16 protein-coding genes are annotated in these 21,399 nt (G+C 62.0%); 6 read left to right on the top strand and 10 right to left on the bottom strand.

All coding sequences use genetic code 11. The annotated features are described in order from the left end of the window. The first annotated feature begins 198 nt into the window (after window positions 1–198). A complete protein-coding gene (locus AB8A23_RS09620) occupies window positions 199–3,459 on the top strand; it encodes a PAS domain-containing protein (protein WP_439059841.1) in 3,261 nt (1,086 codons plus the stop codon). A 15-nt stretch (window positions 3,460–3,474) separates the two neighbouring features. Here the strand turns inward: AB8A23_RS09620 and AB8A23_RS09615 are convergent, their stop codons facing one another. Both AB8A23_RS09615 and AB8A23_RS09610 read right to left on the bottom strand, forming a co-directional pair. Next, window positions 3,475–4,683 (bottom strand): NnrS family protein, encoded by a 1,209-nt coding sequence (locus AB8A23_RS09615; RefSeq protein WP_184511999.1) that lies wholly within the window; start codon window positions 4,681–4,683, stop codon window positions 3,475–3,477. A 24-nt stretch (window positions 4,684–4,707) separates the two neighbouring features. Next, on the bottom strand, window positions 4,708–5,151 hold the full coding sequence (locus AB8A23_RS09610; protein ID WP_439059842.1) for a pseudoazurin: 444 nt from the start codon (window positions 5,149–5,151) through the stop codon (window positions 4,708–4,710). Between the two features lie 153 nt (window positions 5,152–5,304). On the opposite strand from AB8A23_RS09610, the gene AB8A23_RS09605 reads away from it, so the two are divergent. Next, on the top strand, window positions 5,305–6,012 hold the full coding sequence (locus tag AB8A23_RS09605) for a Crp/Fnr family transcriptional regulator (protein ID WP_439059843.1): 708 nt from the start codon (window positions 5,305–5,307) through the stop codon (window positions 6,010–6,012). A 5-nt stretch (window positions 6,013–6,017) separates the two neighbouring features. On the opposite strand, the gene AB8A23_RS09600 is transcribed toward AB8A23_RS09605, so the two are convergent. Together AB8A23_RS09600 and AB8A23_RS09595 are read right to left on the bottom strand one after the other, a co-directional pair. Next, complete coding sequence (locus AB8A23_RS09600) at window positions 6,018–7,352, bottom strand: ATP-binding protein (protein ID WP_439059844.1); 1,335 nt, start codon at window positions 7,350–7,352, stop codon at window positions 6,018–6,020. Beyond that, complete coding sequence (locus AB8A23_RS09595) at window positions 7,349–8,014, bottom strand: response regulator transcription factor (RefSeq protein ID WP_439060547.1); 666 nt, start codon at window positions 8,012–8,014, stop codon at window positions 7,349–7,351. The genes AB8A23_RS09600 and AB8A23_RS09595 overlap by 4 nt, the downstream gene beginning before the upstream one ends. Window positions 8,015–8,381: 367 nt before the next feature. Here AB8A23_RS09595 and AB8A23_RS09590 point away from each other — a divergent pair, with 367 nt between their 5' ends. From AB8A23_RS09590 to AB8A23_RS09580, 3 genes are all read left to right on the top strand, one after another. Further along, on the top strand, window positions 8,382–10,685 hold the full coding sequence (locus AB8A23_RS09590) for a TonB-dependent receptor (protein ID WP_439059845.1): 2,304 nt from the start codon (window positions 8,382–8,384) through the stop codon (window positions 10,683–10,685). A 167-nt stretch (window positions 10,686–10,852) separates the two neighbouring features. Next, the gene (locus AB8A23_RS09585) at window positions 10,853–11,869 is read left to right on the top strand and encodes a Fe(3+) ABC transporter substrate-binding protein (protein ID WP_439059846.1); all 1,017 of its coding nucleotides are present in this window, start codon (window positions 10,853–10,855) and stop codon (window positions 11,867–11,869) included. A 220-nt stretch (window positions 11,870–12,089) separates the two neighbouring features. Next, window positions 12,090–13,730, top strand: coding sequence for an ABC transporter permease (locus AB8A23_RS09580; RefSeq protein ID WP_439059847.1), 1,641 nt, complete (start codon window positions 12,090–12,092; stop codon window positions 13,728–13,730). Between the two features lie 5 nt (window positions 13,731–13,735). Here AB8A23_RS09580 and AB8A23_RS09575 read toward each other — a convergent pair whose 3' ends face one another. From AB8A23_RS09575 to AB8A23_RS09565, 3 genes are all read right to left on the bottom strand, one after another. Continuing rightward, window positions 13,736–14,800, bottom strand: coding sequence for an AI-2E family transporter (locus AB8A23_RS09575; protein WP_439059848.1), 1,065 nt, complete (start codon window positions 14,798–14,800; stop codon window positions 13,736–13,738). Between the two features lie 85 nt (window positions 14,801–14,885). Next, window positions 14,886–15,536 carry a 3-oxoacid CoA-transferase subunit B gene (locus tag AB8A23_RS09570; RefSeq protein WP_439059849.1) on the bottom strand — a complete coding sequence of 217 codons (651 nt, stop codon included), beginning with the start codon at window positions 15,534–15,536 and terminating at the stop codon, window positions 14,886–14,888. Between the two features lie 28 nt (window positions 15,537–15,564). Then, entirely contained in the window at window positions 15,565–16,269 is a 705-nt protein-coding gene (locus tag AB8A23_RS09565) for a CoA transferase subunit A (protein ID WP_068728766.1), read from the bottom strand. Window positions 16,270–16,534: 265 nt separating this feature from the next. Between AB8A23_RS09565 and AB8A23_RS09560 the strand changes: the two genes are divergently transcribed. After that, entirely contained in the window at window positions 16,535–18,463 is a 1,929-nt protein-coding gene (locus AB8A23_RS09560) for an AsmA family protein (protein ID WP_439059850.1), read from the top strand. A gap of 9 nt (window positions 18,464–18,472) precedes the next feature. Here AB8A23_RS09560 and AB8A23_RS09555 read toward each other — a convergent pair whose 3' ends face one another. Genes AB8A23_RS09555 through AB8A23_RS09545 form a run of 3 tightly spaced genes read right to left on the bottom strand, consistent with a single transcriptional unit; the run spans window position 18,473 to window position 21,362 of the window. Continuing rightward, window positions 18,473–19,288, bottom strand: a complete 816-nt coding sequence (locus AB8A23_RS09555) for an ABC transporter permease (RefSeq protein WP_175367826.1) — start codon at window positions 19,286–19,288, stop codon at window positions 18,473–18,475. Beyond that, on the bottom strand, window positions 19,288–20,199 hold the full coding sequence (locus tag AB8A23_RS09550; RefSeq protein WP_439059851.1) for an ABC transporter permease: 912 nt from the start codon (window positions 20,197–20,199) through the stop codon (window positions 19,288–19,290). Before AB8A23_RS09550 ends, AB8A23_RS09555 begins: the two co-directional genes overlap by 1 nt. Then, complete coding sequence (locus AB8A23_RS09545) at window positions 20,196–21,362, bottom strand: ABC transporter ATP-binding protein (RefSeq protein WP_439059852.1); 1,167 nt, start codon at window positions 21,360–21,362, stop codon at window positions 20,196–20,198. Before AB8A23_RS09545 ends, AB8A23_RS09550 begins: the two co-directional genes overlap by 4 nt. Between the last annotated feature and the right edge of the window lie 37 nt (window positions 21,363–21,399).

The following is a 21,399-nucleotide window of genomic DNA, read 5'->3' as shown; positions in this document are numbered from 1 at the left end:
CCCTCCGTTCGGCAGAATGCCGAACCCTCGGAGCGGATTAACGTTATTGCTGCTTTGGCCTGCTGGAATGGGCGGGGGACGTGGACCTGCGCGTCCGCGCGGGCGATACTAACGAATTATTAAGGATGTCATCGTTTGGCCCGCAATCTGTGACGCGGATACCGGACGGGCGCCCAACGAGTCAGTCATGAAGTGCCGATGAACAATGCGGATTTTCAGTTGCGGGGCGTTGGCGATGCACGGCTGGCCGTACACGCCACCAGCAACCAGCCGGTCTGGCTGTGGTCGCGCGACGGCACCCGTGTGCTGTGGGCCAATCCGGTCGGCGCGCGACTGTTCGGCGCCCTTAACGCTGCGGACCTGTTTGCCAGGACTTTCGGCCCCGCCGATACCCATCGCCGCCAGATAGCCCAGCTCGGCTCCCGGCTGCCGGCCGGTGGCGCGATGCGGCTGGAGCGCCTGCGCGGCTTCGGCGCTGCGCTGGGGAGCTTGATGACGTGCGCCTGCTCGCAGCTTGAATTTCCCGATGGCGGCAGTGGCATTCTCGTTGTCGCAGCGGAGCCGCTCGGTGGCCGCGGCATGCCGCTGGTCGAACGTCTGCAAAATCTCGTCGAGGGAATCGACACTCCTATCGCCGCCTTTGCACGCGACGGCCTGTTCGTCGGCGCCAACGAAATGGCTCGGGCGCTGCTTGGTTTTCGCAATCTCTCCGATGCCGGCCTCGATCATGCGCGCGACGGCGCGCTGAAGGACGGCCGTATCGAAACGCCTATCGGCTTTGGCCGCATGGTGCTGCAGCGCGTGGGCAGTGGTGCCGATGTCGGACTGGTGGCGCTGATCGCGCCGGGCGCTGTGCATCCGGCGCCGAGCGAAGAAGAACTCGAGGCTCCCACAAAACCCGAAGCCAGTGTTGAACCACAGAGCGCCCTTGCAGAGCCGAGCGACCTGTTTGTCGAATTCGATGAGGCCATCGAAGCGGCAGACCTCAACAAACAGACCATCGACATCGACGCTCCGATCGAGCCGGAAAAAGCCGAGATCGATCGCGACGTACATCTCGAAGAGGTGATCGCCGAAACCATCGCACATGCCGACGCACCGGCTGAGACTGATGCGCAGTCGCCCGCCGTCGAAGCCGTTGCCGACCAACCTGCGTCCGTTGTGCTGCCAGAGATCGAGCCGCGCACGACGCCGCTCCGCTTCGTATGGCAGATCGATGCGGAGAAGCGCTTCACACTGAACTCTGACGAGTTCATCCACCTGATCGGCCCGCGCACAGCGGCAAGCTTTGGCCACAAGTGGAACGATCTCACAGCCGAATTCAACCTCGATCCCGACAGCCACGTCGTCAAGGCGATGGCTACGCAGCAGACATGGAGTGGCATCACGCTGCTCTGGCCGGTGGATGGCGGTGGCCGCCTGCCTGTCGAACTCTCTGGCCTGCCGCTGTTCGATCGCGAGCGCAATTTCACCGGCTATCGCGGTTTCGGTGTTTGCCGCGACCTCGATGGAATGACGCGGCTCGCCGAACAACGTCGGCATGATCACATCGGCGATCCACCGCCCCGACCATTATCCGCCGACGTCGCGCAGGCCGGCCCTGTCGGCGACAGTCTCGATGAACCGATTGCCCTCACCACCAACCCGATACCAGAACAGACACCACCGCCAACCACACCGGACAGCACCGTGCAACCACCCGAGAACGTCGTGCCATTTCGACCAGGCGATCCCAGATCGCCGGCACTGACGCCTGTCGAGAACAGCGCCTTCAACGAGCTTGCGCGGCAATTGTCGGCGCGGCTTGAGTCGGAAACGGGACTGATCACGAGCACGAACACACCGGAAGCGGACAGCGAGACGGACGATGCACCGACGGCTACCCAGAGCTTGTCTCAGCCAACTGAGGCGGCGTCACAGGCTGCCTGGCTGACAACGCCACCGGCTGCACCGCGCGGCGAGATGATGCGCGACAAGGTGCTGCTCGACCTGATGCCGCTCGGCGTCCTGATCTATCGCCTCGATCGCTTGCTATTCGCCAATCCCGCCTTCCTCGCCCGGATGAACTATCCGAGCCTGAACGCGCTGGAAGAAGCGGGTGGCCTCGATGCGCTCTATGTCGGAGCTGATGTCTCTTCTGCAGCCAGCACCTCCGATGACGGCACCGCCGTCACGATTTCGGGCGGTGACCAGTCCGGCAACACAGTGCCCGCCGAAGCGCACCTGTACACGATTTCATGGGACAACGAACCGGCACATGCGCTGATTTTCGCTCCGCCCAAGGCAGAGCCTGTCGCCGCCCCTGTTACGATCGCTGCGCCCGTTGCAGACGCGCCATTGCCCGCGGGCCATATCGATGCCGAAGATCTGGCCACGATCCTCGATACCACGGCCGAAGGCGTCATCATGTTCGACGCCGAAGGCAACATCAATTCCTGCAACCGCAGCGCCGAGACGCTGTTCGGCTATAGCGGCGAATTACTGACGCAGCGGAATCTGACCGACCTGTTTGCTGCAGAAAGCCGCCGCGTGGTGCAGGACTATCTCGCAAGCGTCAAGGATTCCGGCGTGGCCAGCCTGATGGATCATGGCCGTGAGGCCCTGGGCCAGGTGCGCGCCGGCGGCCTCGTGTCGCTGTCGATGACCATCGGCCGCACGCGCACGGATGGACCGAACTTCTTTGCCGTGTTCCGCGACCTGACGCAGACGAAGAAGACCGAAACCGAACTGCTGAATGCGCGCCGCCAGGCCGATCGTGCGGCAACGGCCAAGGCGGATGTGCTGGCGCGGATCAGCCACGAGGTCCGGACACCGCTGAATGCCATCATCGGCTTCGCGGAAGTGATGGTCGACCAGCGCTTCGGCCCACTCGGCAACGAGCGCTATGTCGAATACATGAAAGACATTCGCGCCTCGGGTGAACGCGTGATCGCGATCGTCAACGATCTGCTCGATCTGTCACGCATCGAGACCGGCAAGATCGACCTCGCTTTCACCACGCAGAACCTCAACGAGATGGTGGAGCAATGCGTTGCGGTGATGCAGCCGCAGGCCAATCGCGGCCGCATCATCATCCGTACCTCGCTGGCGCATCTGCTGCCGACCGTCGTTGCCGACGCCCGCGCGCTGCGGCAGATCACGCTGAATCTGATCGGCAACTCGATCCATCTCGCCAATGCCGGCGGTCAGGTGATCGTCTCCACCGCATTGTCGGACTTCGGTGAGATCGTACTGCGCGTCCGAGACACCGGTCACGGCCTCAACGACAACGAACTCGCCGCCGCGATGGAGCCGTTCCGGAGTTCGACGCCGGCGGATTCTTCGGAGAGTTCGGGTGTCAGCCTGTCGCTGACCAAAGCCCTCGTCGAAGCCAACAACGCGCGCTTCCAGATCAAGACCGCGCCGAGCTCGGGCACGCTGATCGAGGTGGCATTTTCGAATGCGGCGATGAAGGCCTGAGTGGCCTTCTCCGATTTAGCGACTGAGCGCCATCGCCGCGTCGGAACGGCGCGGCTTCCGATAACCGATCAGCAGCGGGCCGAATGAGACGGCGAAGCCGATAAAGGCCGCGACCCACGTCAATGCTGCAACATGGAGCAGTGGCGGACTGTAAGCCGGCGCGATCACGGCGCCGATCCGCGCCAGTGCCGCCACGATGACGGCGGCATAGATCATCAGCGTCGTACGTGAGGCATGCAGTGCCTGGCCGGTATGACCGAGTGTTGCCCGGCTCATGACAGCCAGCGTCATGACGCCGGCCGCACCTGCCATCCATGCATGCAGGCCGGCGCTGGGCGCGACCCATCCTGCTGCCGCTGCGGCATTCAGCAGAAAACCCAGCGGCACGAAAGCGTAACCAATATGCAGGATCAGCAGCAGTCCCTCGCGCGAGGTGCGATCGCCGGCCCAGCGCGCAAGACGCATGATGTGCAGCAAGCCGACCAGTGCGAGAGCCACTCCCGTTAATGCGCCAAAGGGGCGCGCGATCCACAGCAGCAGCGCGGCGGCGCTGATGGCAATGACAATCATATCGAAACGCGCGAACGGCACTGGAAGCCGACCGGGATTCTCGCGCACCAGCCAGTTGCGGGTGAAGCTCGGAATGATCCGCCCGCCGATCAGCGAGATCAGCAACACCACGACCGCGACGCCGATCCGGATGCTGACGTCTGCGGCGCCAGCAAGATGAGCTTCGACATGAAAGGCGATGTTACCGACCAGCAGGAAGGCGACGATGCCGACCACCGGCAGATTGCGCCAGTTGCGGCCCGCGGCGATCTCGCGGGTTGCAGCGGCGGCGACCAGCGTCAGGAAGCTCACATCGACCAGCATCGCCACGAGCCAGCCGGTATAGGCCGAAAACGTCAGGCAAATCCGTCCCGCGATCCAGAGGACGACCAGCCCGAGCAACGGCAAACCACGGATCGGCAGCCGCCCCGTCCAATTCGGAATCGCCGTGAACAAGAAGCCGGTGACAACGGCCGACATGAAGCCGAACAGCATCTCGTGAATGTGCCAGTCGCGCGGCGCAAAGCCGCTGGCCAGCGCCAGCCGGCCATGGAAGGCCGGCATCCAGATCAAAATGGCCAGACCGGCATAACACGCACCGAGCAGGAAAAAGGGGCGGAAGCCGGCCGAGAGCAACGGCCAATCGGCGATGGAGCGAACACGAAGAAGCGTCATCGTTACTCTCCCGTTTGGGGCGTGTTACTTCGCAGCGACTTTCTCGAACAGCGTCGCGAACACTGTCTTGGCCTTGCCGGGATGAGTCACTGCCTTGGCTTCGGCCGCATTGGTTGGCGCACCGACCACCACCAGTCCCACCATGCCCATGCCGTAATGTGGCGCGCATTTCACGCCGTAGACGCCGGGCTTGTCGAAGGTCACCACGAGGTCCTGGCTCATCTTGCCAACGAAGGGCGTCGCATCGGCGGGTAGCATGCCTTTGACCGATTCAACGCTGTGCGCCTTGTCGGTCGACACGAATTTCACGCTATCGCCGGGCTGCACATTGACCAATGCGGGCTCGAACACCATGGCGGCCCCGTCAGCGCCCTTGTTGAGCATTTTGACCTCGACCTCCGCAGCGCCAGCGGCGCCTGTCAGAGCGAAAAGGACGGCGGCGGTTGCAAGCATAAGAGCCTTGCGCATCGTATTTCTCCGTAAACTCCGGTCATTTCAGCCGGATGCGCCAAATTAGGCCTGCCGCCCGGCCTCGACATTGCGCCAGCGCAAACTTCCACTTGATCGATGCCCGCAATCACGGTCTAGAAGTGTCCGGGACGGGAACTTGACGGAGAACGCATGTCGGCGGTCGACAGCTCCATGGTCGCGCATCTGCCGCTGTTCGAGAGTCTCGACACCGCAGCCTGCGAGGCGATCCTGCGCGAGGCGCATTCGATCCGCGCCCCGAAGAACAAGGTGATTTTCGAGCAGGGCGAGGACGTCCACTCGTTCTATCTGCTGCTCCATGGCCATATCCGCGCGACCAAGATGACGCCCGCCGGCGAACAGGTGATCGTGCGCTATGTCGCGACCGGCGAGATCTTCGGGATCGGTCAGGCGATGGGGCTGACGACTTATCCGGCAACCGCAACAGCGGTGGATGACAGCGTGGTTCTGGTGTGGCCTACCACGATCTGGACGCGGCTGGTTGCTGACTATCCCGCCCTTGCCGCCAATACGCTCAAGACCGTCGGCAGCCGGTTGCAGGAGGCTCATACGCGCGTGGTCGAGATGTCGACCCAGCAGGTCGAGCAGCGCGTTGCTCACGCCCTGCTGCGACTGGTGAACCAATCAGGCCGCAAGACCGCGCAAGGCATCGAGATCGATTTCCAGTTGAGCCGTCAGGATATCGCTGAAATGACCGGCGCCACGGTCTTCACCGTGAGCCGCACGCTCAGCACCTGGGAACAGCGCGGGCTGATCGAAAGCAGCCGGCAGCGCATCGTGCTGCGCGAACCCGAGACATTGCGTGCGCTCGCTGATGCCGTTCCAGGTGATGACGCATAGCGTGGTTACGCGGCTTCGAACTGCCTGACTTCGTTCGGCACTTCTCCGAGTGGGATCGAGACGGCAGCCCTGACGCCCTGAGCATCGTCGCGGTTTGCGATATCGAGGCTGAAGCCGTTACGATCCGCGGCTGTCCGGGCAATCGCCAATCCGAGCCCGGTGCCATCGATATCCATCGGCGCCGCACGGAAGAAGCGGTCGTAGAGATACGGCACGGCGGATTCCGGTATTCCACATCCGCTGTCGATCACCTCGATGACGAAATCCGTGCCTCGACGTACAGCCTTGATGCTGACCGCGCCGCCGGCACGCGTGTAACGCACCGCGTTGTCAAGCAGGTTCGAGACAATCAGCCGGAGATCGGCGGCACGAACATTCAATTCATCACGCGTCCCCGGTGCGATCGCGAGTGAGACGCCCTTTGCCTCGGCGATGGACACGAAACCGGACACCACCAGCCGCACGAAGGCCTCCGCCTCGACGACTTCGGCTTCGCTTTCGATGCCGGCATCGGCGCGAACCATGGTCATCAACTGGTTGACCGAATAGGAGGCCCTTCGAATCCCGTCGAGCAGATCCTGCGCGATCTCACGTTCAGGCGCATTGAGTTCACGTGCCCGCAGATTATCGATCTGGATCTGAAGCGCCGCGAGCGGCGTCCGCAATTCATGTGCCGCATCGGACACGAAGCGACGCTGGGTCTCCAACGCGGTCTGATGTCGCTCGATCAGCGAGTTCATGGCTGTCACCAGCGGAGCGAGTTCGACCGGAACGCCTTTGAGACTTAGCGCGTCCTTCGCATCGGCACTGCGCTGGCCGATATCAGCCGATAGCGTCCCAAGCCCGGACAATACGCGCTTCACGGCCCACCAGATCATCAGCCATGCGATCGGAATGGCGGCGATCAACGGCACCGCAGCGCCCGCGGCCGCATAGGCGGCAACTTCCTCACGCGCACTCCAGCGCTGCGCAACCTGGATCGCATGCGTCGCATCACGCGAACGAAACACGCGCCAGCGTTCTCCACCCGCGGTCACGTCGGCATAGCCGAGTTCCGACTGAAACGGGATATCGACCGAGGGGCCCGAACGATGAATGGGCTGTTTCGACTGATCCCAGATTTGGATCACCAGCTGGTCTTCCAGCTCGGCATCAATCCGCGGCTCGATATCATGCCGGAACACCATGCCCGCCGTAAGTGCCACCTCGTGAAGCGCGTTGTCCTGGAAGCTGTTCACCTCGTATTTGACGAAATAATAGGACGTGACGGCCGCAGCAACGCCGACGAAGATGAGCAGTCCCGTGACGTAAGTCATCACGGTCTTTCGCAACGACGTCATGCGCCCTCCTTGGTCACCATCCAGCCCGCACCCCGGACATTGCGGACGATGTCTTTATCAAATTTCTTGCGCAGTCCGTGAATCAGCACGTCGACTGCGTTGCTCTGGACTTCCTCGCCCCAGCCGTAGATCCGGCTCTCGATCTGGCTGCGCGACAGGATTTGCCCGGGCCGCTCCATCAAGGCCTGCAGTACTGCAAATTCGCGCACCGACAGCAGATGTTTGATATCGCGGAACGTCGCCACCTGCGTCGATGGATCCAGCGTGATCTCCGCGGACGTCATGAGCGATATCACGCGACCATTGGCGCGGCGCGTGACTGCACGTATGCGTGCGAGCAGTACCGGCAATTCAAACGGCTTGACGATGTAATCGTCTGCGCCGAGATCGAGGCCCGCCACCATATCGGACACGCCATCCCGCGCGGTGATGATAAGGGCCGGCGTGGTCATGCCGGCTTTTCTTTTCGCCTTGAGCAAGTCCAGGCCGGACATCTTGGGAAGACCGATATCGATCAGTGCGACCGCATATTCCGACCGGTCCATCGCGGCGAAGCCATCGCGGCCATTGCGCGCCCAGTCGACGCTCATGCCATTCTCGCTCAGGCCACGCACCAGCGCCTTGCCGAACATGGCATCGTCTTCGATCAGTAGAACGCGCATCATTCAATCTCGTGCCTGCAGGACCTTCGGAAGGTCAGTCAGTCAGACAACATCGGAGGCATCCCGATATTCCCTTATCCCAAGTGTCGGTGACTGCGGCGCTTACGCGCATTGCAGCGCTTGTCCAGTGACCAATCGTTTGGCGCAGGCTAGCCGCCGCCCCTCGTTTAGAACGATTACAAATTATTTCGACGCCCATTGATGCACGGATCACACACCTTGGGCATATCCCTCGAAGTTCGATTTATTCTAAACGCCATCTAATTCGCGCCTAATACTCCGAATTGCAGATGTGTCCAAGTGTTTCCGAGGAAGCACAAGGACCGCCGGCATTTGCATGAGCGGAGAATATTTCAGGGGCGTAGTAATGACTTCCAGGACTTCTATCGGGGAGCGCGGCACGGCGGCGCGCAAAGCTTTTCTGATTTCGACGAGCGCGGCGGCCATCATCGCGGCTGGATTTTGCATCGCAGAGCCGGCAATCGCACAGAATGCGAATTCCGGCGCATCGACATTGCCGCCGGTGCAGGTCGACGCTCCCAGCGCGCCGCGCGTGCGCCGTGCCCAGCCGCAGCGCGCCGCATCCGGCCGCGTCGCCCGTACCCGCCCCGTTGCGCCGCAACCGGTTCGCCAGCCGCTCAGCTTCAACCCTCAGGACGCACAGTCCGGCCAGGTCGGCTACATCACCCGCAATATTTCGAGCGGAACCAAAACCAACACCGCGCTCCTCAACGTGCCGCAATCCGTCACGGTGCTGACGAAGGAATTCATCCGGGATCAGGATTTCCGCAGCATCGGCGAAGCGGTTCGCTATGTGCCGGGCGTCGTGCCGCATCAGGGCGAAGGCAATCGCGATGACGTCGTCATCCGCGGCCAGCGCACCAATGCCGACTTCTTTATCGACGGAATCCGCGACGACGTGCAGTATTTCCGCGATCTCTACAACACCCAGCGCATTGAGGTCCTGAAGGGACCGAATGCCATGATCTTCGGCCGCGGCGGCGGCGGCGGCGTCATCAATCGCGTGCAGAAGGAAGCCGATGGCGTTTCGATCCGCGAAGTGACAGTTCAGGGCGGATCGTTCGACAACAAGCGCGTCACCATCGATACTGGCGGCGCCGTCAACGAGAATGTCGCAGCGCGTATCAACGCAATGTACGAGAATTCCGGAACCTATCGCGACTACGGCCATCTCGAGCGCTATGGCATCAATCCGACCGTTACGATCCGCGGCGAGGATACCAAGGTCAAGCTCAGCTACGAATATCTGCATGACGACCGCACCGCGGATCGCGGCATCCCGGCACAGGGCACTGTGCCGGCTCCCACGAATGCACGCCCGACCGTGCCGTTTGCGACCAATGCCTCAACCTTCTTCGGCAATCCGGACCAGAGCTATTCGAAGCAGGACGTCCATATCGCAAACGCCGTGATCGACCACGACTTCAACAACGGTCTCTCGGTCAAGAATTCATCGCGCTACGCCAATTACGACAAGTTCTACCAGAACGTCTTCCCGACCACGACGTTCTTCGTGGACCCCGCGGGGCGCGCGTCCATCTCGGCTTACAACAACCTTGCTCAGCGCGAAAACCTCTTCAATCAAACCGACTGGACCTACAAGACCAATACCGGCCCCGTGCTACACACCATCGTCTTCGGTACCGAGTTCGGGCGGCAGAACACTTTCAGCCTCCGCAACACCGGCCAGATCAACGGCGGCACGACCCTGCTCGTTCCCGCGTCCAGCCCGACCACCTTTGCCCCGTGGTCGTTCATCCACAACAACGCCTCCGACAACAACTCCTATGCGACACTCGACGTCGCATCGGTCTACATTCAGGACCAGATCGAGGTCAGCCGTTACCTGCAGTTCATCGGCGGCGTTCGTTACGATCGCTTCGACCTCACGTCGCAGAACCTCAATCCGGGCGGCACCGTAGACAGCCGCGTGGATAACCTGGTGTCGCCACGCGCCGGCGTGATTATCAAGCCGGTCGACAACGTCTCGGTCTATGGCAGCTACAGCATTTCGTATCTGCCAAGCGCTGGCGACCAGTTCAGCTCGCTGACGCCATCGCTCGCCGTCACCGTGCCGGAGAAGTTCATCAATAACGAAGTCGGCGTGAAGTGGGACATCACCCCACGGCTGCAGGCCTCCGCGGCAATCTACGACCTCGACCGGGAGAACCAGAGGTTCATCGTGGGCGGCCAGGTTGTCGCCCTTGGCAAAACTAACACCAAAGGCGCCGAACTCAGCCTGACCGGTTATGTCACCGATCAGTGGCAGGTCACCGGCGGCTACGCCTATACCGATGCACGCATCGTCGATGCCAGCTCCGCCACGATCGTCCCAGGCAACCGCGTCGGCCTGGTGCCACTCAACACCTTCACCATGTGGAACAAATATCAGTTCAACGAGATGTGGGGCGCTGGCCTCGGTGTCATCCATTACGACGACTTCTTCGCCACGTCGGATGATACAGTGAAGCTGAAAGCCTTCACCCGCGTCGATGCCGCCGTCTACTTCCGGCTCGACAAGACGTGGCGTGCCCAATTGAACATCGAGAACCTGTTCGACACTAGTTACTACGCGACGGCTGACGCCCCCAACAACATCACGCCGGGGTCGCCGCGCGCGTTCCGGGCATCGGTGACGGCGAACTTCTAAGAGCTCTCGACAGCGGGCCGCAGGTAAGCCGTTGCTTATCTGCGGCCCACTTTCGAATCTGGAATCAATCTAATCTTTTGTCACGCGACGTTCAGTCACTGACATTCGAACGCCCACTGCGCTACTCCACCTGACATTGTAGATACGCCCCTTGCCGGAGCCATTTCATGATCAAGCATCACGCCCTCGCCACCGCCGTCGTCTTCGCCGCCCTCGGTGCTTCTGCGCTGCAGGCCGCCGAAGAGGTCAATGTCTATACCTATCGCGAGACCAAGCTCGTGCAGCCGATCTTCGAGGCCTTCACCAAGGACACCGGTGTGAAGGTCAATGTGATCTCGGCGAGCTCGGGCCTCGAGCAACGCATGAAGGCCGAAGGCGCCAACAGCCCGGCAGACGTGCTGCTGACGGTAGATATCGGCCGCATCGACGAGGCCGTGCAGGCGGGCGTGACGCAGCCGATGAAATCCGAGGTGATCGAGAAGGTCGTGCCGGCGCAATATCGCGACCCCGACGGCCACTGGGCCGGCATCTCCATGCGCGCCCGCGTGGTTTATGCGTCGAAGGACCGCGTCAAGCAGGACGCCATCACCTATGAGGAACTGGCCGATCCGAAGTGGAAGGGCAAGATCTGCATCCGCTCCGGCCAGCACATCTACAATAACGGGCTGTTCGCCGCCTATGTCGCCAAGCACGGCGAGGCCAAGGCCGAAGAATGGCTGCGCGGCGTCAAGGCCAATCTGGCGCAGAAGCCGTCGGGCGGCGACCGCGAGACCGCGCGGGATGTTGCGGCCGGCAAATGCGATCTCGGCATCGGCAACACCTATTACTGGGCGCTGATGATGAATGCCGATCCCGACAAGAAGCCATGGGCCGAAGCCACCAAGGTGATCTTGCCGACTTTCGAAGGCGGCGGCACCCATGTGAACCTGTCCGGCGTACTGCTGGCCAAACATGCGCCGAACAAGGCCAACGCCATGAAACTGATCGAATGGCTCGCAGGCGAGCATGCCCAGCAGGTCTATGCCGACGCCAATTATGAATATCCCGTGCGTGCCGGCATCACGATCAATCCGACCATCGCGGGCTATGGCAAGCTCAATGCCGACCCGATGCCCATCGCCAAGATTGCCGCCAACCGCAAAGCCGCGTCGACGCTGGTGGACAAGGTCGGGTTTGATAATTGAGCCCGGCTATTGCTCCGTAGGCTGCGATGATGCACAGCCTATCAGTATGTTGTCCCCGCCCTGTGTGCCTGCAGCGCACACGGGGCGGGGACCCATACGCACCGAACTCTCGGTAGGACGCTGTGGCTACGGCAATTTCTGACTTACTTCTCCTTGGGGTATGGATCCCCGCCTTCGCGGGGATGACATGCGGAGAGTGCCCACGTGAGCATACACGCCCGTGAGGCCTTCCCGCACCGAAGCGCTCGCGATTCTCGTCGCAGTTGCCACCGCGCTCCTTGTGGCTGCGCCCGTGATCAGCATCGCAATACTCGCGCTGCAGCCGGAGCCTGAGCTTTGGCAGCATCTGATTGCCTATGTATTACCGCAAGCGCTGCGCGACACCGCAGCCCTCCTGATCGGCGTCGGTATCGTTACGCTCACAGTCGGTGCCGGCACCGCATGGCTGGTCTCGGCGCACGATTTCCCCGGCCGCACGCTCATGCTCTGGCTCTTGCCGCTGCCGCTGGCGATTCCGACCTATCTCGCCGCTTACGTCTATGTGGACCTGTTCGAGCCACTGGGCCTCGTCCATCGCGCATTGGCAACGGCAATGTCGTTGCCCGGCGCGATCGGGTGGCTGCCGAGCCTGCGTTCGTTGCCCGGCGGCATCTTCGTGATCGGCATCGTGTTGTATCCTTACGTCTATCTCTCTGCCCGCGCGATGTTCCAGCATCGCAGCGCCGATTTTGCTGAAGCTGCGAAGATACTCGGTGCGGGCCGCTGGACGACGTTCCGCCGTGTCTCGCTACCGATGGCGCGCCCCGCCCTCGCTGTGGGCCTCGCGCTGGTATCGCTGGAAACGCTGAATGACATCGGCGCCAGTGAATATCTGGGCATTCGCACGCTCACCGTCTCGGTTTTCACGACCTGGCTCAACCGCGGCAGCCTTGCAGGTGCTGCGCAGCTGTCATTGTTCATGCTCGCCATCGTCGGCGTGCTGATCGCCATCGAGCGCTTCGGCCGCCGCGAAGGCAGTGTGGAATTCTCTTCGGAGAATCCGCGACTGGCACCGCGCACGCCTTTGACGGGTGCATACGGATGGCTTGCTTTCACCGCCTGTCTCCTTCCTGCCCTGCTCGGCTTCGCCGTGCCCTTGCTCTATCTGCTGCGTGAAAGCCTGCGTCGCGGTCTGCTGTCGATGGAAACGACGGTTTGGCGCGATGCCGGCCACACCATTGCACTGGCCGCCATTGCCACGGGAGCCGCGCTGCTTCTCGGGCTTGTGGTGATCGTCGCTCAGCGCTGGCGTGCTTCGCGGCTGACCAACCTGTCGGTCGCTGTCGCTCAGACCGGCTATGCGCTGCCCGGAACGGTGCTGGCGCTGGGTCTGCTGACGCCGGTGCTGTTCATCGACAATGGATTCAGCAAGCTTGCCGGATGGCTCAGTCTCGCTTCGCCCGGGCTTGTCATGGTCGGCTCCGGCGCCGCCGTGGTGATCGCCTATGTGATCCGGTTCCTGGCGGTGCCGACCGGTTTCATCAAGGCCGGCTTCGAACACATCCCCGTCGATTACGACGACAGCGCCCGCGCCGCCGGCGCACCGGCAATCACCACGCTGCGCGTGATTCAACTGCCGCTATTGCGTCCGGCATTGTTCGGCGCCGTCATCGTCGTCTTCGTGGATTGCGTGAAGGAATTGCCAGCAACGCTGTTACTGCGACCGCTCAATGTCGAAACGCTGGCGACTTCGATCTATCAATATGCGAGCCGTGGCAGCTTTGAAGAAGGCGCCCTGGCCGCACTCCTCATCGTCGCTGCGAGCATCGGTCCCGTGGTCTGGCTGACACGTTTTGCAGATGTGCCTCAGGGGCCGGTGTAACGCGCTTACGCGATCGGGACCTGACCGCTTTTGCGTGACTCCGCAAAGATCGCCCAGGCCGCAACAAACATTGCAGCAATCACCGGACCGACGACAAAGCCATTGAGGCCCAGCGCATCGATGCCCCCGAGCGTCGCGATCAGCACCAGATAATCCGGCAGCTTGGTATCCTTGCCGACCAGCATCGGGCGCAGGATGTTGTCGACCAGACCGATGACGAGAAATCCATAGGCGATCAGGATCACGCCCTGAACGACGGAGCCCGTAGCCAGCAGATAGAGCGCGACCGGCATCCAGACGAGGCCAGCCCCCACCGCGGGCAACAGCGACAGAAACGCCATCAGCACGGCCCACAGCAACGCGGCATTGATGCCAAGGATCCAGAAGATCAACCCGCCGAGCGCGCCCTGTGCCAGCGCGACCAGAATGCCGCCCTTCACCGTGGCGCGGATCACCACCGTGAACTTCTCCATCAGATCGTCACGCAACTCCGGCCGCAGCGGAATGGCATTCTTCACACGCTCCGACAACGCTTCGCCGTCCTTGAACAGGAAGAACAGCAAATAAAGCATGATGCCGAGATTGATGATGAAGTCGAACGTGCTCTGACCGATGTTCAGCGCCTGCGATGCAAAGTACTGACTGCCTTTGACGAGGCCCTCAGTCAGCTTGTCCTGCATGCCGCCAAGATTGGCAACGCCGAAGCGATCCAGCAGTCCCTTCGCCCATTGCGGGACGGCATCGAGTATCTGCTGCAGAAACGTGCCGAGATTGAATTGCCCCGACTTCATCTTGCCGACGACGACGGCCGCTTCCTGCGCCAGCGATGCGCCAACCAATGTCAGCGGCAGGATCACGATCAGCACGATCAATCCCACGGTGAGCAAGGCGGCCGAGTTTGGATGCTTGGGCATCCGGCGCTCCAGCCGCCGATGCATCGGCGCGAACATGATCGCGATGACGACGCCCCACAGGATCGCGCTGTAGAACGAGCTCATGATCCAGCCGAAGGCCAACGTGACCACGACGATCAGAAGCAGGAAGAAACGGTCTTCGAGACTGGCGCGCATGTCGGCTTCCTAGTGAGGGACAATACTAACACGAATGCCCGGCACAAGGCCGGGCATCAGGTCAACGTTCGGAGCGCGCAATCGTTCAGGTGTTGGTCAGCGCGACCCGGTATTCAGCTTCGGTATTGGCCTTCACCTCATCGAGCGTCACCCCATCGGCGAGTTCGATCAGGGCCATGCCGTCATTGCCGTGCTTGTCGATGGTGAACACCGCCAGATCGGTCACGACCATATCGACGACGCGCTCGCCGGTCAGCGGCAGGTTGCAGCTCTTCAGCAACTTGGCGCCATCCTTGGCGGAATGTTCCATCACGACGACAACGCGCTTGACGCCAGCGACGAGATCCATCGCACCGCCCATGCCCTTGACCATCTTGCCAGGGATCATCCAATTGGCGAGATCGCCGTTCTGGGCGACCTGCATAGCGCCGAGGATCGACAGATCGATATGGCCGCCACGGACCATGCCGAACGAATCCGCCGACGAGAAATAGCTGGTCTCCGGCAGTTCGGTGACGGTCTGCTTGCCGGCATTGATGAGGTCCGGATCTTCGTCGCCCTCATAGGGGAAAGGACCCATGCCGAGCATGCCGTTCTCGCTCTGCAGCTGAACGTCCACGCCTTCGGGAATGTAGTTCGACACCAGCGTCGGAATACCGATGCCGAGATTGACGTAATATCCGTCGCGCAGTTCTTTAGCCGCGCGCGCTGCCATTTGATCACGGGTCCAAGCCATCGTTCTCTCCTGTTTTTGCTTTTGGCGGTTACGCGGGACGCTGACGCGAGGTAACTTTTTCGATCCGCTTCTTGCCGGTACCGACCTCGACAATGCGCTTCACAAAAATGCCGGGGGTGTGAATGTGATCCGGGTCGATCTCGCCGGCCGGCACCAGATGCTCGACTTCGGCAATGGTGATCTTGGCGGCGGTCGCCATCATCGGGTTAAAGTTCCGGGCGGTCTTGCGATAGACGAGGTTGCCGGCGGTATCGCCCTTCCAGGCATGCACGATGGCAATGTCGGCGAACAGGCCACGCTCAAGCATGTAGGTCTCGCCATTGAATTCCATGGTCGGCTTGCCTTCCGAGATCAGCGTGCCAACGCCGGTCTTGGTGTAAAAGCCAGGAATGCCGGCGCCGCCGGCACGGATGCGCTCGGCCAGCGTGCCCTGCGGGGAAAATTCCAGTTCCAGTTCGCCGGCCAGATACTGCTGGGCGAACAGCTTGTTCTCGCCGACATAGGACGAGATCATCTTCTTGATCTGGCGGGTTTCCAGCAGGCGCGACAGGCCGATGCCGTCGACGCCGGCGTTATTGGACACCACAGTCAGGTCCTTGACCCCGGAATCGCGCAAGGCGTCCGACAGGTCCTCGGCAATGCCGCAGAGGCCGAAGCCGCCGGACATGATCATCATGCCGTCCTTGAGAATGCCGTCGAGTGCCGATTTGGCGTCGGGGTAGACCTTGTTCATGGGAATCGACCTGATGCAGGAATGCGCTGAGAACCCAGCGGGCGCGGGCGGCTATGTCGTGGATTATTAGGCGGAAACTCCGCGGCAGGTCAATCGCGGGGGACTGCGACCCCATCACCCCCGCTATGGCCTTGAAAGCGTCAAGAAAACCCTTCAAATTGAGGGCCTTGGACGTGGGCGCACATGGATGCCGCCCCGCTATGTGTGACCACCAACCAACCCGGATAGTTCATTGACGAGTGCCCAAGGAATAAGACGCCTGGGGATGCCGATTGCGGCGCTCCTGGGTGTTGCAGTGATCGGGCTGTTTGCCATGTCGTGGTTGCTCAACCGCGATACGCTGCGTCATGCCGTGGAGGCACAGATCCGGGCCGTAACCGGGCTGGACTTCGTCGTCAACGGCGCGGTGGATGTCTCGGTTTTTCCGGGCAGCTATGTCTCGTTTCACGATGTCGGCCTGAAAGGCGGCGGGTCGATCGATCCCGCTTTGACGGTCGACGTGCTGACGGCCAATCTGCGGTTGTTGCCGCTGCTGCTGCAGCGCTTCGAGATCGCCGACATGATGATGCTGCGGCCGCGTATCCGCGTGATCCGCGAGGCCTCCGGCGAAAGCAACTGGACGCCATTCATCGAGTCCATCGCCCGCACCATGAGGCCGGGCGCTGAACAGCCACTATCCTTCTCCGAGATCCGCATCCAGGACGGCGTGCTGCACTATCAGGACCCGCACAACACCGAGCGTCTTGGCGACATCGACCTCTCACTGGCGTGGCCCTCGATCTCACGCTCATTCGCTGCAACCGGCCAGTTCGACTGGCGCGGCGAGCGCATCGACGGCAGCCTCAGCGTCAGCGACTTCATTGCCGCACTGTCCGGCGAGCGCTCCGGTGTAAAGGCACGCATCGCCGGTGCGCCGATCAAGCTGGCCTTCGACGGCACCGTCGCCAACAAGGCCAGTCTGGTCATGGAAGGCACGCTGACTGCCGACAGCATGTCGCTGCGCAATGCGCTGCGCTGGGTCGGTCAGGCGCCCCCCGGCTCTGGCGGATTCGGCCGCTTTGCCCTGAAGGCGCGCGCTAGCCTGGTGGGCCCGTCGATCGCGCTGACCAACGTCAATGTCGAACTCGACGGCAACAGCGCCGAAGGCGTCATGACCTACAGCAACACCGGCCGTCAGACGCTGCAGGCGACGCTGGCTGCCGGCGCGCTCGACTTCACGCCCTATGTGTCCACCGTGCGACTTCTGGCCTCCGGCGCCCGTGACTGGAACCGGCAGCTGTTCGACTTAAACGCGCTGTCCACCACGGATCTCGACATGCGCCTGTCGGCCGCCAAGGTCACAGTGGGGTCCTCAGTGCTCGGCCGCACCGCGCTCGGCGCCAATCTGCGCGGCGGCGCCCTGGCGCTGTCGGTGGGTGAAGCGCAGATGTATGGCGGCATCGTCCGTGGTTCGTTCAATGTCGCCCATTCCGATGCCGTGGCCGATGTGAAGGCCCAGTTCCAGTTCAGCGATGTCGACCTGCAGGCCTGTGCCAGCGATCTGTTCGGCGTCAACAAGCTCACCGGCCGCGGCAATCTCAGCATGATGCTGGAGGCCTCGGGCTCATCGCCCTTCGGCCTCGCACAATCGCTTGACGGTAACGCAACGCTGACGGGCCACGACGGGGCGATCAGCGGCTTCAACGTCGAACAGCTTTTGAAAAGGCTGGAGCGACGTCCGCTGTCCGGCGCCGGCAATTTCCGTTCGGGTTCGACGCCGTTCAACACGCTCAACATGTCCGTGAAATTCAACGACGGCATCGCCACCGCGCAGGATATCCGGATCGATGGTCCCGCTGCGAAACTGACGCTGACCGGTACCGCGTCGGTGCCCTCACGTGAATATGATTTCAAGGGCATTGCCAGTCTCAATCCGGCAACCAGCGGCACCGGCGGCTTCGAGCTGCCTTTCGTGATCCAGGGCCCGTGGGATGATCCGCTGATCTTTCCCGATCCGGAAAGCCTGATCCGCCGATCGCCGGGTGCGGCGCCTTTGCTGGATGCAGTGAAGGATCGCAAGACCCGCGACGCCGTACGCTCGGTGATCGAGCGCTTTACGGGCGTGCCCAAACAGGCGCCGGTAGCAGAGCCGGATAAGCCCGCCGATGCACCTGCGGCGGCAGCACCTGCGGATGCAGCACCAAAGGCGAACTAACTTTTTGCCTTACAACGGCGCCGCGCTTTCGCCGCGGGCGCTCGACAGTTTCGACACCAGCGATGCCAGCACGATAACGACGGCGATGAAACCGACGATCAGCGTGCAGATCGCGTTGATCTCCGGCTTCACGCCGAGACGCACTTCCGAATAGATCCGGATCGGTAGCGTCGCCGAACCCGGCCCGGTCGTAAAACTAGCGATGACGAGGTCGTCCAGCGACAGTGTGAAGGCCAGCATCCAGCCCGCTGCAATGGCCGGCCAGATCAGCGGCAACGTGACGGCTATAAATGCGCGGAGCGGATCGCGGCCGAGATCCATCGCCGCTTCCTCGAGGCTGCGATCGATCCCGGCGAGACGCGACTGTACCACGACAGCGACGAAGCACATGGTCAGTGTGGTGTGGGCGATGGTCACCGTGACAAAGCCGCGCCCGGCATCCAGCGCCACGAACAGCAGCAGCAGCGACAGGCCGGTAATCACTTCGGGCATCACCAGCGGCGCATAGAGCATCCCGGACATCAGCATCCGGCCGCGAAATCCCGCGCCACGCGTCAACGCTATCGCGGCCAAAGTGCCGAGCAGCGTTGCCAGTGTTGCTGACACGACACCCACACGGAGACTCATCCAGGCAGCGTCCAGCATCGCGCGGTCGTTGAAAAATTCGGTGTACCAGCGCGTCGACCAGCCGCCCCACACGGTCACGAGGCGAGACGCGTTGAACGAATAGATGACCAGAATGACGATCGGCAGATAGAGAAACGCCAGACCAAGCACCAGCGACGTGACGTTAAAGCGCGACAGGCGGAGCGGATGCACGGCCATCAGCGCGCCTCCAGCTGCCGGCGCTGCAGCCGGTCATAGACCAATAACGGGATCAACAGCAGCCCGAGCAACACGATGGCGGTGGCAGAGGCGACCGGCCAATCCTTGTTGGTGAAGAATTCGAGCCACAGCGTCTGGCCGATCATCAATGAATTCGATCCGGCGAGCAGATCGGGAATGACGAATTCGCCCATGATCGGAATGAAGCACAGCAGTGCACCGGCGCCGACGCCGCGCAGGGACAAGGGAACCGTCACCAGCCAGAAGGCGTCGATGCGCGAGACGCCGAGATCGGCGGCGGCCTCGATCAGCGACGGGTCCTGCTTCGCCAGCGTGGCATAGAGCGGCAGGATCATGAAAGGCAGATAGGAATAGACGATGCCGAGATACATCGCACTGTCGGTGGAGAGCCACACGATTGGCGTCGATACGACGTGCAGCGCAAGAAGGACCTTATTGAGCAAGCCGTCATGCTGCAGGATGTTGATCCAGGCATAGATGCGGATCAGGAACGAGGTCCAGAACGGCACGATCACCAGCATCATCGCAATGCCCTGCCAGCGTCGCGGCAAACGCGCCATGCCATAGGCGATGGGATAACCGACCGCGAGCAAGATCAGGGTCGACACGACGGCGACAAGGACACTGCGCAGATAGGACGCAAGATAGAGATTGTCCGAAACGAGCAGCCGGAAATTATCCAGCGACAGCGCGGCAAACGACGCCTTTAGCCCGGCGATTCCTTCGGACAGACTGAACACCGGCATATAAGGTGGCTGCGCAATCGCTGTCTGCGACAGGCTGATCTTCAGCACGAAGCCGAAGGGTACCAGAAAGAACAGCACCATCCAGACATAGGGCGGGATGGCAGCCAGCCGCGCCGGCGCCGTAAAGATGCCATTGCGGCTCATTGAACCAGCACCACGCAATCATCGGGGGCGAACCATGCCGCAACGCGCTCGCCGATCGAATAGGCATCGACATCGAGACGCGCCGTATTAGCGAGAGCGACCCGCAATGTGGCTCCACGGTCGAGCTTCACTTTGTAGAGCGAGCGACCGCCGAGATAGCCGACGTCGGAAATGACACCCTCAAGGCTGTTCATGGCGCCGCTATTGACGAGGTCCGTTGCCGGCCCGCGACGCGACAACCGGATCTTCTCCGGGCGGATCGCAATGCAGATGACCGCGTCGCCGACAGGTTGTCGCGGCTCGATCGCAAACAGGGTTCCTACATCGCGGCCTGCAATCGTCAGACGATGACTGTCACGGTGCGTGATCCCGCCCTCGATGATGTTGATGTCACCGACAAACTCCGCGATCCAGCGCGATGCGGGCGCCTCATAAAGCTGTCGCGGTGTCGCGACCTGCTGCAGGCGACCGTCATTCATGACGCCGATACGGTCGGCCATGGTCATCGCCTCCTCCTGATCGTGGGTGACGATCACGAAGGTGGTGCCGAGCTGGCGCTGCAGCGCCATCAACTCGACCTGGGTTTCCTCGCGCAGCTTCTTGTCGAGAGCTGCCAGCGGCTCATCGAGCAGCAACAATTGCGGATGCCGCGCCAGCGCCCGGGCGAGCGCCACGCGTTGTTTCTGGCCGCCCGATAATTGATCCGGCCGGCGTTTCTCCAGTCCCTGGAGCTTGACCAGCGCCACCATCTCGGCAACCCGCGTATCGATGCCGAGACGCGTCAAGCCAGCGCTCTTGAGACCGAAACCGATATTGTCGCGCACGTTGAGATGCGGAAACAGCGCATAGTTCTGGAACATCATGTTGACGGGCCGCTGATGCGGCAAGACCGCGGCGATATCCTCGCCGTTCAACTCGATCTTGCCCGTGTCCGGCGCTTCGAAACCAGCCAGCATGCGCAGTAACGTGGTCTTGCCACAGCCGCTCGGGCCAAGCAGCGCGAAGAATTCACCGGCCTTGATGTCCAAAGAGAGATCGTTGACTGCGCTATGCGCGCCGAATTTCTTGGTGACGCCGTCGATCCGCAGCAAGGGCGTGGGATAGGCGATGACCGGCGCATCGCTGGCCGCCGGATCCGCGACTGTCGCAGTGAGATTCGTCATAACCGCAAGCTAGCCGCGGAACGCCGCGGGCTCAACA

It is taken from the genome of Tardiphaga sp. 619_E2_N8_4, assembly GCF_051810905.1.
GTDB classification, from domain to species: Bacteria; Pseudomonadota; Alphaproteobacteria; order Rhizobiales; family Xanthobacteraceae; genus Tardiphaga; species Tardiphaga robiniae.
The sequence above is the reverse complement of the archived record's forward strand: the minus strand, read 5'-3'. Positions and strand labels throughout refer to the sequence as shown.